Origin of the sequence: Mesorhizobium sp. B2-8-5, from assembly GCF_006440675.2 — a bacterium.
Classification (GTDB): domain Bacteria; phylum Pseudomonadota; class Alphaproteobacteria; order Rhizobiales; family Rhizobiaceae; genus Mesorhizobium.
This window is the reverse complement of the sequence record NZ_CP083951.1, coordinates 3,854,715-3,869,491: the sequence shown is the minus strand read 5'-3', so window position 1 is coordinate 3,869,491 and position 14,777 is coordinate 3,854,715. Positions and strand designations below refer to the sequence as shown.

General features: G+C 63.6%; 16 protein-coding genes and 1 tRNA gene. 9 read left to right on the top strand and 8 right to left on the bottom strand.

Translation table 11 applies throughout. The features are described 5' to 3' along the window. Positions 1–25: 25 nt before the first annotated feature. Positions 26–691, top strand: coding sequence for an outer membrane protein (locus FJ430_RS18630; protein ID WP_140709687.1), 666 nt, complete (start codon positions 26–28; stop codon positions 689–691). Between the two features lie 244 nt (positions 692–935). On the opposite strand, the gene FJ430_RS18625 is transcribed toward FJ430_RS18630, so the two are convergent. Then, positions 936–1,163, bottom strand: a complete 228-nt coding sequence (locus FJ430_RS18625) for a hypothetical protein (RefSeq protein ID WP_140709685.1) — start codon at positions 1,161–1,163, stop codon at positions 936–938. A gap of 179 nt (positions 1,164–1,342) precedes the next feature. Here FJ430_RS18625 and FJ430_RS18620 point away from each other — a divergent pair. Next, positions 1,343–1,428, top strand: a tRNA-Leu gene (locus FJ430_RS18620). A gap of 65 nt (positions 1,429–1,493) precedes the next feature. Here FJ430_RS18620 and FJ430_RS18615 read toward each other — a convergent pair. Beyond that, the gene (locus FJ430_RS18615) at positions 1,494–2,072 is read right to left on the bottom strand and encodes an NUDIX domain-containing protein (RefSeq protein ID WP_140709683.1); all 579 of its coding nucleotides are present in this window, start codon (positions 2,070–2,072) and stop codon (positions 1,494–1,496) included. 169 nt (positions 2,073–2,241) lie between these two features. Here FJ430_RS18615 and FJ430_RS18610 point away from each other — a divergent pair, with 169 nt between their 5' ends. The 3 genes from FJ430_RS18610 to FJ430_RS18600 all read left to right on the top strand — a co-directional run bounded on the left by FJ430_RS18610 (position 2,242) and on the right by FJ430_RS18600 (position 4,055). Next, positions 2,242–3,345, top strand: a complete 1,104-nt coding sequence (locus FJ430_RS18610; RefSeq protein ID WP_140709681.1) for an NADH:flavin oxidoreductase/NADH oxidase — start codon at positions 2,242–2,244, stop codon at positions 3,343–3,345. 166 nt (positions 3,346–3,511) lie between these two features. Beyond that, positions 3,512–3,790, top strand: coding sequence for a DUF982 domain-containing protein (locus tag FJ430_RS18605; RefSeq protein ID WP_140646141.1), 279 nt, complete (start codon positions 3,512–3,514; stop codon positions 3,788–3,790). Positions 3,791–3,815: 25 nt separating this feature from the next. Then, entirely contained in the window at positions 3,816–4,055 is a 240-nt protein-coding gene (locus FJ430_RS18600; RefSeq protein WP_095765137.1) for a DUF2188 domain-containing protein, read from the top strand. A 68-nt stretch (positions 4,056–4,123) separates the two neighbouring features. On the opposite strand, the gene FJ430_RS18595 is transcribed toward FJ430_RS18600, so the two are convergent. Both FJ430_RS18595 and FJ430_RS18590 read right to left on the bottom strand, forming a co-directional pair. Continuing rightward, positions 4,124–4,396, bottom strand: a complete 273-nt coding sequence (locus FJ430_RS18595) for a hypothetical protein (protein WP_140651124.1) — start codon at positions 4,394–4,396, stop codon at positions 4,124–4,126. Positions 4,397–4,577: 181 nt separating this feature from the next. Next, positions 4,578–5,552: an alpha/beta fold hydrolase gene (locus tag FJ430_RS18590; RefSeq protein ID WP_140709679.1), complete on the bottom strand. Its 975-nt coding sequence runs from the start codon at positions 5,550–5,552 to the stop codon at positions 4,578–4,580. Between the two features lie 130 nt (positions 5,553–5,682). On the opposite strand from FJ430_RS18590, the gene FJ430_RS18585 reads away from it, so the two are divergent. The 4 genes from FJ430_RS18585 to FJ430_RS18570 all read left to right on the top strand — a co-directional run bounded on the left by FJ430_RS18585 (position 5,683) and on the right by FJ430_RS18570 (position 8,655). Next, on the top strand, positions 5,683–6,423 hold the full coding sequence (locus FJ430_RS18585) for a competence/damage-inducible protein A (protein WP_140709677.1): 741 nt from the start codon (positions 5,683–5,685) through the stop codon (positions 6,421–6,423). An 86-nt stretch (positions 6,424–6,509) separates the two neighbouring features. After that, a complete protein-coding gene (locus FJ430_RS18580; protein ID WP_140646145.1) occupies positions 6,510–7,343 on the top strand; it encodes a universal stress protein in 834 nt (277 codons plus the stop codon). A 124-nt stretch (positions 7,344–7,467) separates the two neighbouring features. Then, complete coding sequence (gene gpt / locus FJ430_RS18575) at positions 7,468–7,968, top strand: xanthine phosphoribosyltransferase (RefSeq protein WP_095765134.1); 501 nt, start codon at positions 7,468–7,470, stop codon at positions 7,966–7,968. Between the two features lie 198 nt (positions 7,969–8,166). Then, positions 8,167–8,655, top strand: coding sequence for an NUDIX hydrolase (locus FJ430_RS18570; RefSeq protein ID WP_140646146.1), 489 nt, complete (start codon positions 8,167–8,169; stop codon positions 8,653–8,655). Between the two features lie 320 nt (positions 8,656–8,975). On the opposite strand, the gene FJ430_RS18565 is transcribed toward FJ430_RS18570, so the two are convergent. From FJ430_RS18565 to FJ430_RS18550, 4 genes are all read right to left on the bottom strand, one after another. Continuing rightward, a complete protein-coding gene (locus FJ430_RS18565; RefSeq protein ID WP_140709736.1) occupies positions 8,976–10,127 on the bottom strand; it encodes a hypothetical protein in 1,152 nt (383 codons plus the stop codon). Between the two features lie 311 nt (positions 10,128–10,438). Beyond that, positions 10,439–12,244 (bottom strand): ABC transporter ATP-binding protein, encoded by a 1,806-nt coding sequence (locus FJ430_RS18560; protein ID WP_140709675.1) that lies wholly within the window; start codon positions 12,242–12,244, stop codon positions 10,439–10,441. A gap of 372 nt (positions 12,245–12,616) precedes the next feature. Then, entirely contained in the window at positions 12,617–13,024 is a 408-nt protein-coding gene (locus tag FJ430_RS18555) for a GNAT family N-acetyltransferase (protein WP_140709673.1), read from the bottom strand. Positions 13,025–13,044: 20 nt separating this feature from the next. Further along, entirely contained in the window at positions 13,045–14,724 is a 1,680-nt protein-coding gene (locus FJ430_RS18550) for an NAD+ synthase (RefSeq protein WP_140709671.1), read from the bottom strand. Positions 14,725–14,777 lie beyond the last annotated feature (53 nt).

Below are 14,777 nucleotides of genomic sequence, written 5' to 3'. Positions count from 1 at the left end.
CGAAACCGCCATTTCGGAGCGCTCGATGCGTCGACTGACGTTCGCCAGTGCTGGCTTTCTTGCCCTGCTGTCCGGATCTGCCCGGGCGGCGGATCTGGGTAGCGATCTGCCGATGACCGCAGCCGGCTTCGACTGGACCGGCTATTATGCCGGCGTGCAGGCCGGCTATGGCTGGGGCCGGTCCGAAATCACCGGCGACGATGGCGGCCCGTTTTCGGTGAAGCCCGACATCGACGGCGGTTTCGTCGGCGGCCATGTCGCGGGGCTCTGGCAGTTCGACCAGGCTGTGATCGGCGCCGAGGCCGATCTCAACTACGCCTCGATCGACGGCACCGCCGACGCCGGGCCGGGAAACACATTCGGCACCGACGTCAAGTGGTTCGGATCGATCAATGCCAAGGCGGGTTACGCAATGGATCGCGTGCTGATCTATGGCATCGGCGGCATCGCTTTCGCCGGCATCGAGACGTCGCAGGCGGCAGGCTCGGCCTTTGCCCGAACCCGCACCAGCACCGGCTGGACGCTCGGCGCCGGCGTCGACTATGCCCTGACCAACAATGTCGTCGTCGGCGCGCAATACCGCTACTACGATTTCGGCAAGGAGCATTTCGATGCGCCGGACACCTTCGCCGACCGCGATCAGGACGTGAAGCTGCAGACGCTTGGCGTGAATTTCAGCTATAAGTTCTGAGGCTTGCGACGCCGCGACGATGCGGAACACCCCTCCTGCATCTCTTGAAAATTCAGGTGGCCGGCGCCCGCAGGGGGCGGGGGAATGGGTAGGGGCCTGATAGACGCCGGCCTCGGCGGATCGATCCGCCGCGTGGCCAAACCTAGCGCTCCTTCAGCAATCCGTAATTCCGCGATCGCGCCACTTTGCCACCTTGCGGACGAACATGGCTGATATGCTTCGCCGAAAGGTTGCGGGCGACCGGTCAGGATCGGCGCGAGACGGTCTTTCCCTCCGGCATCGCCTCGAGGCATTCCTCCAGCCGCCGCAGCCGCGCTTTTTGCCAGCGCAGCGTGTGCGCGACTTCATGCAGGTTCCATTTGGCCTTCGAATTGGCGGCCTCGATCAGCCCCCGCTCGAGCCGATCGATCTCGGAGCGCAGCTGCCGCGCCTCCGCCTCCCGTAGCCCTCTGATCCAGCCTGCCCCACGCATGGTTCCACCATCAAAGCCGGCAATATGCTCGCAGACAAACGCTAATGAGATCGGTTTGGAGAAACTGGTATTTTAAACATCACTAATATTAAATCTGCACCGCGAAGGGAGCAGGACGGCGGTCCCGATCCGAAACATGGCTTGACGGCTCATATCAGGCATCTGAAAAGGGCACGCCTGCGGACGTGGCGGAATTGGTAGACGCAAGGGACTTAAAATCCCTCGATCTCTGATCGTACGGGTTCGATTCCCGTCGTCCGCACCAGCCTTCGCTCTTCGAGCTTCGGCTGGCAGGCCACCGAACGCCGAAGCATCGCAGCCGAGACAGAGTCAAACCTTGATCGGATTGAGCTTCAGATGCTGGATCAGGATGATCGTCTTGGCGTCGACGATGCGGCCGTCGGCGATACCGGCCAGCGCCTCGTCCAATGGCATTTCCAGAACCTCGATGTCCTCGCCTTCCTCCGGTGAGCCGCCGCCGGCCGAGATGCAGTCGGCCGGCGAATAGCGCGCGGTGAAGAACCAGAGCCGTTCCGTCACGCTGCCCGGGCTCATGAACGGCGAAAACAGCCGCTCGACATCCTTCAGGTGGTAGCCCAGCTCCTCCTCCGCTTCCTTGCGGATGGCGGTTTCGGGGTCGTTTTCGTCGAGCAGCCCGGCGCAGGCCTCGATCAGCGGCTCGCGGTGGCCCACGGCGTAAGCCGGGAACCGGAACTGCCGCACCAGAAGCACGGTCGAGCGTTGCGGATCGAAGGGCAGGATCACCGCGCCGTCGCCGCGATCGTAGGTCTGGCGGGTCTGTGTCTCCCATCGCCCGTCGCGGCGGCGATAGTCGAGCACTGTCTTCTTCAGCACCGCCCAGTCGTCCGAAAGGACCTCCTCGGAACGGATGCGAACGCGATCTTCCATGACGATCTCCGTATTCGCGGCAAAGGGGTAACGATGAAACGTGACGCACGCAATCCAGGAAACCAATTGGCCTCGAAACCGACTGGTCCAGCGGGCGTTTCACCGGCTCGTGTCTGGCGCGACGCGCCGCGACTGCCTAGATAGCGATATCTTCCCAGGAGCCCGTTTCATGACGTCATCGCTTTTCCAGCCGATCACCCTCGGCGGCCTCACCTTCTCCAACCGCATCGCGGTCGCCCCCATGTGCCAGTATTCGGCCGAGGACGGCTCGGCCAGCGACTGGCATCTCTATCATTGGATGAACCTGGCAATGTCGGGCGCCGGCATGGTTACCGTCGAGATGACCGATGTCGAGCGGCGCGGACGCATCTCGCACGGCTGCCTCGGGCTTTATTCCGACGACAACGAGGCGGCCGCCAAGCGCACGCTCGACGCCGCCAGGCGCGTCGCCGCGCCCGGCACGAAATTCGGCGTCCAGCTCGCTCATGCCGGCCGCAAGGCCTCCAACCGCAAACCTTGGGAAGGCGGCGGTCCGCTGCAGCCTGGCGAAGACCCCTGGCAGACGGTTTCGGCCTCCGCCATCGCCTATGACACGGGCTGGAATGTGCCGCATGCGCTGTCGGATGACGAGATCCTGGAACTCATTGCGCGTTTTGCGCAGTCGGCCGTGCGCGCCGAACGCGCCGGCTTCGACTTTGCCGAACTGCACGCCGCGCATGGCTATCTGATCTTCCAGTTCCTCTCGCCGCTCTCCAACCAGCGGACGGACCGCTGGGGCGGGTCGCTGGAAAACCGCATGCGCTTCGTGGTCGAAATCGCAAGGGCGGTGAGGAAGGCCGCCCCGTCCATGATGCTGGGGGCGCGCCTTTCGGTGAAGGAATGGGTCGACGGCGGTTTCGACGTCGAGGACGCGATCGAGGTGGCCAAGGCGCTGAAGGCCGAGGGCGTCGCCTATTTGTGCTGCTCCAGCGGCGGCAATTCGCCCCTGCAGCAGGTGCCGCCCGGCCCCGGCTACCAGGTGCATCTGGCGGAAGCTGTGCGCAAGGGCGCCGGTATCCCGACGCGCGCCGTGGGACTGATCGACGACCCGAGCCAGGCCGAGGCGATCGTTGCCGGCGGTCGTGCCGACATGGTGGCGCTGGCGCGTGCATTCCTCGCCGACCCGCGCTGGGGCTGGCGCGCGGCGGCGACCTTCGGCGAGGAAATCCATCCGGCACCGCAACTGGCGCGCTCGGTGACGACGATGCGGCATTGGATGAAGGCCGCCGGCTAAAGCAATTCCAGGAAAAGTGCGACAGGGTCAGGCTCGGCGGCTTCGCCGTGGCCATCCCTGCGGAATTGCGTCAAAACAAAACCGGAAATCGGCAGGGTCCTGAGACGTTTGGGCGCAGGATCCTCGCCACAACTGCAACCAATTTGGCCGCTTTACGTTGGCGGCCATGATGGACAACAAACCCTTTGAAAAGCCGGTGGTGGTCGAGCTCGGCCATGTCGGCAAATACCGCCATATAAGCAGCACCCGCGAGGCCGCCGAGTGTCTGATGACCGTTTGGCCGCTCAATCGCGGCGATCGCCATCGTGATGCTCTCGACACTTGCCTCAAAGCGCTAGAAGGTTATCGTTCGACAGCGGACGCACGTCGCGCCCTCGTCGAGGCCGCCAGGGAATCGGAAGTTCTGGTTCCCGACGACAGGCTGCCCGACGGAAAGCTGCACTGAGCATGCTTCTTAACCGGAGGATTCCATGGCGAAGCTGACTTACAAGATCGTCGAGCATGATGGCGGCTGGGCCTACAAGGTCGGCTCAACGTTTTCCGAGACTTTCCGCACGCACCAGGAGGCGCTGCGCGCCGCCGAGATCGCCTCGTCCGAGCAGCAGGTCGCCGGTACCACCGACGGCATCCAATATGAGGACGCCGAAGGCACGTGGCATGACGAGCTTGCCGACGGCCGCGACCGGCCGCAGACCGAAGTCTCCGACTAAGAATTGGAACCGCCCCGCGACCGGCGAAGCCGTAAGGCCTCAGACCGGCCGCCGGTGGCTATGCGGCGCTACTTTCCGCAATAATGGTCGTTGACGTTCTGTTGCGAGTTGGCATCCGGACCGGGTGTGGTGTCGGCGCATGGCCCGATAGCACCGGTACTCCCGTAGGTGGCCAGCCCGGAGCTTCCGTTGATGCTGCCTGTGGTATAGGGATCCACCTGCTCGCTCACGTCGGGACGATGGTCGCGGTGCCACCACCACCAGTCATCTGATGACTGCGCCATGGCCGCGCCACCCATGGCCAGCACCAGCGCCGAAGCTGCAATAAGTCTTGTAAGCATCGGATTTCTCCATTCTCTTGATCGCAAAGTTCGTGGGACCGCAGCCCCACAGCGACAAAAACGAAACCCTGGGTTGGGTGGGAAGGTTCCCCTGGAAATTCCGGGTGGGACAGAATGTCCGACACTTTTGCGTGACGCCGCGTGAAGAGCCGCGAGGCATTGCTGTAGCCGCCGGCCGAAATCAATCCACCTTGGCAAAGGCGCGCTCGGCGATACGCTGGATAAAGCCGACGACCCGTTCGGGGTCCGCAAATTGCGGCATGTGGCCGAGACCTTCGACCCGTTCGAAGTCGAGGCCCCCGATCTTGTCCAGCATCGGTTCGCCATGCACGGCCTCGGCGATCACCCGGTCGCCGGCGCCGAACAGAATGCCTGCCGGCATCGCCATGTCTCGGTAACGCTTTTCGATCTGGCCAAGGTCCCGCTCCACCGCCACGACATCGGTGGATGTGGCGAAATAGTGGGACGGACGCAAGCCGAGCCATCCGCCGCCGCCGATCATGTAGTCCACGGGAACCGCTTGCGGCGCGAAAATGAACCGCAGCGTCGGCTGCGCGTAGCGAAGGCTGAGTGGTATCGCCACCGTATGGGCCAGGGCGCGGCGCAGCAGCCGGGACGGAACATAGAGCAGGTCAAATCCCTGACGACCCGTCGCTTCCAGATGCGTCAGAGGCGAGAGCAGCGCAATGCCGGAAATCGCTGTCGGATGCCCGGTCGCAAGCGCAAGCGCGATGGCCCCACCGAGCGAATGGCCGACGACCAAAGGCCGCTCCAGGCGCAATTCCTCGATGAAGCGCCGCACGATGTCCGCCTGTTCGGGCAGCCGGCCGGTGGCGCCGCTTGCTCGAACCGAATAGCCGGAGCCCGGCCGGTCGAGCGCGATCAGCCGGTAGCCGGCGCCGAAGCGCCCGAACAGCGTATGGCGGAAATGGTGGAGTTGGGCGCCGAGCCCGTGCACAAAGACGATCGGCCTGCCGTCGCCCTCTTCCACATAGTGGATGCGGTTGCCGTCGATCTCGACGAATTTCCCGCAAGCCGGCACCAGTCTCTCGGCCTTTGCCGCGATCCGCCAGGTCGCAACCATCAGGGCAAGCACGACGATGGCCACCGCAACGAGCAAGCCGGCAACCAGCCACGAGACAACCCATATCAGCATGCTTTCACCCCAGGCCGACCGACCGCACCATATCCGCAACGGCCGCCGCCACAAGCGGATATCCGGCTTTCACATTGCGGCCGACCGCCGGCCGCGTTATCTCAGGCGACCTTTTGCGCCGGAGCCCGCTATGCCTGAAATCGTCACCGCCGCCATGCTCGTCATCGGCGACGAAATCCTCTCCGGCCGCACCAAGGACAAGAACATCGGCCACCTCGCCGATATCATGACCGCGATCGGCATCGACCTGAAGGAAGTGCGCATCGTCCCCGACGAGGAGGACGAGATCGTTGCCGCGGTGAATGCCGTGCGCGTCCGCTATACCTATGTCTTTACGACCGGCGGCATCGGCCCGACGCATGACGATATCACCGCCGACTCCATCGCCAAGGCCTTCGGCGTGCCCTGCGAATACGACGCCAAGGCCTACGCGCTGCTCGAGGCAAGCTATGCCGGGCGCGGCATCGAATTCACCGAAGCGCGCAAGCGCATGGCGCGCATGCCGCGCGGCGCCGACCACATCGACAATCCGGTCTCCGTCGCGCCGGGCTTCTGCATCGGCAACGTCCATGTCATGGCCGGCGTGCCGTCGATCTTCCAGGCCATGCTCGACAATGTGGTGCCGACGCTCAAGGCCGGCACAAAAATGCTGTCGGCCACCGTGCATTGCCCGTTCGGCGAAGGCCTGATCGGCGGGCCGCTGGCCGATATCCAAAAAGCGCATCCCGACACCATCATCGGCTCGTACCCCAAATATGGCGACGGCAAGTTCTGGACCGAGCTCGTCGTCCGCGCCCGCAGCGAGGAAGCCCTCGAGGCTGCCCGCAAGGACGTCGAGGCGATGGTGGCGAGGTTCGCGGAGGCGGGCTGACCCGGCGGTTCGGCTGGAACCAGTCAACGCGCTGAGGCGTTCCCTTTGCCGCGCGGATGCACAGGCAAGACAATGAGGGACCGGCCATGCGCTTCAAGACAATCGTCGCCATTTTGCAGAACGAACAGGACGCCGAGCGCGTGCTCGATTGCGCCATTCCGCTTGCCGACAGGTTCGAGAGCCACCTCGTCGGCATCCATGCCGAGGCGCTTCCCGTGCCCTACACGTCGGCCACCGGCTTCCCGGATACCGAATTCCTGCAGGTCTCGGCCGAGATGAACAAGGAACGCGCCGACAAATTGCAGGCCTATTTCCTGCAGCGGATCGAGGAATCCGGCCTGTCCTTCGAATGGCGAAGCCTGGAGAGCTTCTCCGGCGACAGCGCGCTGACCGGCATATCGAGCGTGCGCGCCGCCGATCTGATCATCGCCGCGCAGCGCGATGCCGGCGGCGACCCGAGCGCCGACGTCGACACGCTGGTCTACGACGCCGGCCGGCCGGTGCTGGTCGTGCCCCATGCCGGGCCGCTGGTCACCACCTTCAGACGTGTGCTGCTTGCCTGGAACGGCAGCAAGGAAGCGGCCCGCGCCGCGTTCGATGCCCTGCCCTTCATCGCCGAGGCCGACAAGACCGACATTCTCGTCATCGATCCGCCGGAGACGCTGGATGAATCTCCGGAAGCCGCCGGCGCCGAGATCGCCGCGGCGCTGTCTCGCCACGGCGCCAATGTCAGCGTCTGCGTGCAGAAATCCGGCGGCACTTCGGTCGACGACATGATTCAGGCCAGGATCGCAGAATCCGGTGCCGATCTTCTGGTGCTAGGCGCATACAGCCACTCCTGGCTGCGCCAGCTTCTGTTCGGCGGCGTCACCCGCACGGTGCTGCGCACCACGAACGTGGCGGCTTTCCTGTCGCGTTAGGGTGTATTTCCTGAGTCCACAGCCATCGCCGGCCCTGCCCTTGCCAAGCCTGGCGCTTTCCGGCTAATTCCGCCTGCATTCCAGTGTTTCTGCGCGCCACGGCGCGCCTTGCGGAGTGCGAACCATGTCCCTTCCCGAAAAAGCCTTTCCCGTCTCCTGGGACCAGTTCCACCGCGATGCCCGCGCGCTTTCCTGGCGGCTGTCTGGCGCCAACAAGGGACAGTGGAAAGCAATCGTCTGCATCACCCGCGGCGGCCTGGTGCCCGCGGCCATCATCGCGCGCGAGCTCGGCATCCGCGTCATCGAGACGGTGTGCGTCGCCTCCTACCATGACTATACCAGCCAGGGTCAGCTGCAGGTCCTCAAGGAGATTTCGCCTCCGCTGCTCGCCGATGACGGGGCCGGCGTGCTCATCATCGACGACCTGACCGATACCGGCAAGACGGCCGGTATCGTGCGCGCCATGATGCCCAAGGCGCATTTCGCCACCGTCTATGCCAAGCCGAAGGGCCGGCCGCTGGTCGACACGTTCGTCACCGAGGTCAGCCAGGACACCTGGATCTACTTTCCCTGGGACATGGGCTTCACTTATCAGAAGCCGATCGCGGACGATCACGCCGGCTGAACGGCCATCATATTTTCCAGAGAATCTGCCTCAAACGGCGTCGCGTGGTCGAGTTGACGGGCACGACTACTTTGCGAGACTGACTTTTTCTGGTGGGGTTTTCCGGCGGAGTGAAGTTTTTTACTTTTAAAGCCCACAATTCGTCCTAAGATTCGTAAGGTGCAAAACGATTCTGGAGGCTTGGGGCAGCTTCTTACCATGTTGACGAGGCCAACGACGCACAACCAGATGGCCGAAAGAGTCCGGCGGCTCTTCGGCGTCGCGCCTTGTCGCCTGCAGGTTGCCGCCTTGCCGTGGCGCGAGGGCGAGAACGGCGTCGAGATCATGCTGATCACCAGCCGCGACACCGGGCGCTGGGTGCTGCCCAAGGGCTGGCCGGAGGCCAGGGAGCCGCTTTGCGAGGCGGCTGCCCGTGAAGCAGGCGAGGAAGCCGGGTTGCGCGGCAAGGTATCGCATCTTGAAGCCGGCCGCTATTTCTATGCCAAGGTCCTCGCCTCCGGCGAGGAAGTGCCTTGCGAGGTCCTGGTCTTTCCGCTGCATGTCGACCGTGTCGCGGATCGCTGGAAAGAGAAGCGCGCACGAACGCGCAAATGGGTTGGCCCGAACGAAGCCGTCCGCATGGTCAACGAACCCGACCTTTGCCAAATCATCGCCAGCTTCTGCGCCGCGCCGCGCAAATTCGCCTGATTCAAAAGCAATTCCAGGAAAAGTGTGAAGCGGCTAGTTCCCCGACACAGGGATTTTGAAGGGCTGTCGTTGCCTTGTGCAGGATTTCAGCGCAAACGCCGGGGATTGTCGAAGCCGCCCCAACCTCGTCATTCCAGGGTCTTCGCGACGGAGCTTCGCTCCTGCTTCGCCCTGGAATGACGATCGCGACGGGCGTTTAGGCCAATCTCCAACGCATGCCCCTGCCAAACGCAAACAGAGCCGACGGGTCAAAATCCCTCTTCTGGGGAACTAACTTCGCCGTGGCCTTCCATCCGGAATGGCGTCATATCGCAAGATCATCAGACGCGGCCGAAATCATCGGAACTGAGCCGGGTCCAACGATCGCCCATCAATCCGCCGATGAAGATGTCGCCGGAGCGGACCGCTTCCGCGACCTCGGCAATGCGCGAGCGAACCATCGTTCCGCCGGCATAGCGGAAGAACACATGCTGGTGGCCGAAGAGCTGCGGCATGAATCGGCTCTGGGACTGCCCGGCAATGCCCACGCAACCCATATCCCGCGCCGCCGCGATGAGAGCATCCAGCGTCGCGCCCCAGTGGGATCCGGACGCCTGGATTTGCAGCAGGTTCGCGACGCCGCCGGCTTGCCCATAAAAAGCGTAGCAGCCCAGCATCTTGCCCGTTTCGTCGTAGGTCCCGCCGAAATGGAGTGGCCCGTCGGCTCGTTTCTCGGACGCCAGCGCAAGCAGCCGCGGCAACTCGCCGTCCTTCCAACTCGGTCGCAGGGAGTAATCGGTCATGAGGATTGGCAGTCGCTCCGCAAATCGGACCGCATCGATCGGCTCCCGGTGGATCCGTTGGGAAGACGAATGCTGGGCCGATGGCTCGAACCTTCTTCTTGCAAGAGCGTCGAATGCTCTCGCGCAGGGATCGAGCGCAAGGCGGGGCAGGCCGGGCCATTTACGGCGCAGCGCGGCGGCGGCCATGGCGCCCGGCCGAAAAACACAGGTCCATTCCAGGCAGTGCACCGGCAGGAGCTGATATTTCATCGGACGCGCGAAGGCCAAGGATGTGCGATTGGCGGAGTCGGTCAGGTAGAGATCGAATTCGCCTTGATGCAGGGTACGCAGCAATTGCGGCCCGGCCCAACCGTGATCGGTATTTGAGTCGGTCATGAAGGGACCGATGATGGCCGCGTTCAATGCGCTTCCGTTGAGCTCGTAGCGGGCTTTCAGAACGCCCATGAAGCCACCTAGGCGGCCCTGCGGATCGATCTGGACAAGAGCCTTGCTCTCATCCCCATCAAGGTAAAGCTCCCTCATGTAGTCGGCCGTCTGCGCGATCGCGCGATCGCGCTGGAGGCGACGATGGCGGAACTTCATCAGGAATAGCGCGGCGACGTGCTCGAGATCCCCGGCGGCCAAAGGCCGAACCGAGCCATGCTGGGACTCCAGCGTCGACGGCGCGGCCACCTTTCCTGGGCCGGTCATGTTTCCCAAAGAAAATCTCCGTTCAACCGGCATTCCTACAGAAACAAAAAATCCTGGAGGCCAGCGCCTATCGCATCCGATTTGCTTTTCTGTAAATATACGACGAATGTTGCTTCAAAAAGCGCGAGACGATCAAATTTAAGAGAGCAACTACTAAAATATTCAATGTATAGAAAGAAAATTGAATAGCACATTATGCAGCCATATCCGCATAACGTGAAGGCGGTTGTAACAGTCGAGTTGGCAGGCGGATCGCTCCGAAGACGATGCCCCGGCTGCGCCCGGCCGGAGCCGGGCGCAGTCCCCTTTCCTCAGGCGACGAGGCCCTTGGTCAATTCGAGCGCCTGACGCTCGAACAGCCGCCGGTAGATGCCGCCGTTCCGCCGGATCAGGTCGTCATGCGAACCTTCCTCGGCGATACGCCCGCGATCGAAGACCAGCAGCCGGTCGAGCGCCCGCACCGTCGAGAGCCGGTGCGCGATCACCAGGGTCGTGCGCCCGATCATCAACCGCTCCATCGCCCTCTGGATCAGCACTTCCGATTCCGAATCCAGGCTCGACGTCGCCTCGTCCAGGATCAGGATGCGCGCGTCGGCCAGAAAGGCGCGGGCGATCGCCACGCGCTGACGCTCGCCGCCCGACAATTTCACGCCACGCTCGCCGACCAGGGTTCCATAGCCCTTGGGCAGGTTGGTGATGAAATCATGCGCGCTGGCGAGTTTGGCCGCATGCTCGATCTCGGCCTGGCTGGCGCCGGGCCTGGCATAGGCAATGTTCTCGGCAAGCGAGCGGTGGAACAGGATCGGCTCCTGCTGGACGATGGCGATCTGGCTGCGCAGCGACGCCTGCTCGACCTGCGAGATATCCTGGCCGTCGATCAGAATCTGCCCGGCATTCACGTCATAAAGCCGCTGGATCAGCTTGACGAAGGTCGTCTTGCCCGAGCCCGAATGCCCGACCAGTCCGACACGCTCGCCGGCCCCGATATCGACCGAGAAATCGCGATAGAGCGGCAGAAGGTGACTGCCATAGTGGAACGTCACTTTGTCGAAGGCGATGTGCCCATCGGTGATCCGGATCTGCTGAGAACCCGGGCGGTCCTCGATGCCGAGCGGCTCGGACTGGAAGTCGACCAGTTCCTCCATGTCGTTGATCGAGCGCTGCAGGTTGCGGATATGCGTGCCGATGTCGCGCAGATAGCCCTGCAGCACGAAGAACGAGGTCAGCACGAAGGCGACGTCGCCGGCGCTTGCCTGGCCCCAGGCCCACAACATGAGAGCAAGACCGATCACCGCCGCACGCATCAGGAGCAGCAGCGCCCCTTGCGTGGTGCCGTTGGCGGTGCCGCGCATCCAAGTGCGTCCGGTGCGCAGGCGCCATTTGGCGACGACGCGCGCCAGCCGCGCTTCCTCGCGCGCCTCCGCGCCGAAGCCCTTGACGACGGCATTGCAGCTCACCGCGTCAGCCAGCGAGCCGCCCAGCCGCGTGTCCCAGCTGTTGGCGAGCCGCGCGGCAGGCGCGACATAGCCGAGCGACAGCATCGCCGTGACCGCGATGAACAGCACCGAACCGGCGGCCACCACAGCCCCCATCAGCGGCCAGAACCAGCCGAGCAGCAGCGTCGAACCGACGAGCATAACGACCGACGGCAGAAGCGCGATCAGGATCGTGTCGTTGAGCAGGTCCAGCGCCCACATGCCGCGCGTTATCTTGCGCACCGTCGATCCGGCAAAGCTGTTGGCGTGCCAGTCCGTCGAGAAGCGCTGCACCCGATGGAAGGCATCGGCGGCTATGTCCGACATCATCTTCAGCGTCAGCTCGACGATCCACAGGAAGGCGGCGTTGCGCAGCACGACGCCTGCCAGCGCCAGCGCCATCAGGGTCGAGAACGCCGTCATCGCCGCACTCCAGGCGACTGCGTCGGTTCCGGCGCCGCTGGCGACCGCATCGACCAGGCGGCCTGAATAAAAGGGTGTCAGCACGTCGGCGAGCGTCGAGAGCAGGAAGGCGCCCATGATGAGCGAAAGCCGCCACGGCTGGTGGCGCCAGTGACTGAACGTAAAACCAAGCACACTGCGAAAGGCGCTCGCGCGCAGATCGATCTTGAAACGAGCCATGATGTTCATCCAGGCGCAAACGAGCCCGGTCCCGGTAAAATCAAATTGGAAAACCCGCGTCCGCGCGTTGCGGCGTCTCTGAAAGCGGAAGGTTCAGTATGGTAGGCCGCCCGCCCGAAGGCGGCGACCGGCAGCGGCAAACGCCTCTCCTGCATCCAGCTTTCCGATCATCTTCGGAAAGCCTGAGCAGACCTAGGCTTCGCGGCCTCGCGTAACGATGTCAAATCCTGCCATACGGTCCTCCCGGAAGGGAATCGCGGAAACGCCCTTATAGGGAGGCATCAGCCGATCGCCAAGTCGGCCCGTCACGGAAATGGCATCTGGTCCAAGCACTGAGACGAATTTGCAACAACGGCGGGTTGTGGCCAGGCCTCAGGCAGCGGGTGAGCGATCCAGTCGCATGTAGCGCCCTTCCGCCCGGAATCCGAACTTCTGGTAGAGGCTGTGAGCGTCGCTGGTCGTGAGGCTCCAATGAGAAACCGTCTTCATATCGGGATGATCTAGCAGTGCCTGCACAAGCCGTTTGCCGATGCCATGCCCACGACGCTCCGGCCAGACGATGACGTCGGCAAGATAGGCAAAGACCGTGTAGTCGGTGATCGCGCGGGCGAAGCCGACCTGCCTGCCGTCGAGATAGGCGCCGACGCAAAGCGAATTGTCGAAGGCGCGACGGTTCGCCTCGTCGGTTCGCGACGCTCCCCAATAGCTTTGCATGAGCTGGTCGGAGGTCGCCCGGAAATCGACCCGCGACAGGTCGAAACTGATTTCGATATCCTGCATGCGCGGCGCAATCTCGCGGACTAGCCGCGATCCCGGAACCGGTTGGTGATCGGATAGCGGCGGTCGCGGCCGAAATTCTTCCGTGTGATCTTGACGCCGGGCGCGGCCTGGCGGCGCTTGTATTCGGCGATATAGAGCAGGTGCTCGACGCGTGCCACCGTGGCCCGGTCGTGGCCGCGCGCGACGATGTCGTCGACGCTCATCTCGTTCTCCACCAGGCATTCCAGAATGTCGTCCAGCACCGGATAGGGCGGCAGCGAATCCTGGTCGGTCTGATTTTCGCGCAGCTCCGCCGACGGCGCCTTGTCGATGATGTTGTTCGGGATGACCTCGCCGGAGGGTCCGAGCGCGCCCGGCGGCACGTGCGAATTGCGCCAGCGCGACAGCGCATAGACCTGCATCTTGTAGAGATCCTTGATCGGGTTGAAGCCGCCGTTCATGTCGCCGTAAAGCGTGGCGTAGCCGACCGACATCTCGCTCTTGTTGCCGGTGGTGACCACCATCGAGCCGAACTTATTGGAGATCGCCATCAGGATCGTGCCGCGGGCGCGGCTCTGCAGGTTCTCCTCGGTGATGCCTTCCTGGGTGCCTTCGAAGAGCTGGGTCAGCGCGTGCTTGAAGCCTTCGACCGGCTCGGAGATCGGCACGATGTCGTAGCGGCAGCCGAGCGCTCTGGCGCAGTCCTCGGCGTCCTTCAGCGAATCCTTCGACGTATAGCGGTAGGGCATCATGACGGTCCGCAACCGCTCTTCGCCCAGCGCATCGACGGCCAAAGCCGCGCAGATTGCCGAGTCGATACCGCCGGAGAGACCGAGCACGACGTTCTTGAAACCGTTCTTGTTGACGTAGTCGCGCAGGCCGAGCATGCAGGCGCGATAATCGGCCTCTTCGCGCTCGGGGATCTTCGACATAGGACCTTCCGAGCAGATCCAGCTGTCTTCCTTTCTTTTCCAGGTGGTGACGTCGACCGCGTCCTCGAACTGGCTCATCTGGAAGGCGAGCGTCTTGTCGGAACCTATTGCAAACGACGCGCCGTCGAAGATCAGCTCGTCCTGTCCGCCGAGCTGGTTGGCGTAGATCATCGGCAAGCCGGTTTCAATGACCTGCCTGATGACGATCTGGTGCCGGACGTCGATCTTGGCGCGGTAATAGGGCGAGCCGTTCGGCACCAGCAGGATCTCGGCGCCGCTTTCGGCCAACGTCTCGCAGACGGCGATGTCGCCCCAGATGTCCTCGCAGATCGGAACGCCGATGCGCACGCCGCGGAAATTGACCGGCCCCTGCAGCTCCGGTCCGGCCTGGAACACGCGCTTCTCGTCGAACTCGCCATAGTTCGGCAGATCGAGCTTGTAGCGCTCGGCGATGATCTTGCCACCGTCGGCGAAGACGATGGAATTATGCGTGCCGGTCTTGCGCTTCAGCGGCGTGCCGATGATGACGCCGGGGCCGCCGTCGGCCGTGTCCTTGGCGAAATCCTGCGCCGCCTTCTCGCAAGCCTTCAGGAAGGACGGCTTCAGCACCAGGTCTTCCGGCGGATAACCGGCGAGGAAGAGCTCGGTGTAGAGCACCAGATCGGCGCCCTGGCGCGCCGCGTCCGCCCTCGCCTCGCGCGCTTTGGCCAGATTGCCGGCGACGTCGCCGACGGTCGGGTTGAGCTGGGCGACGGCGATGCGCAGGATATCGGGAGCGGTCTTGGTCATGGAACGGATTTAGCGTGGCTGAAATCGCCCCGCAATGGCGATTGCTTGTGCCA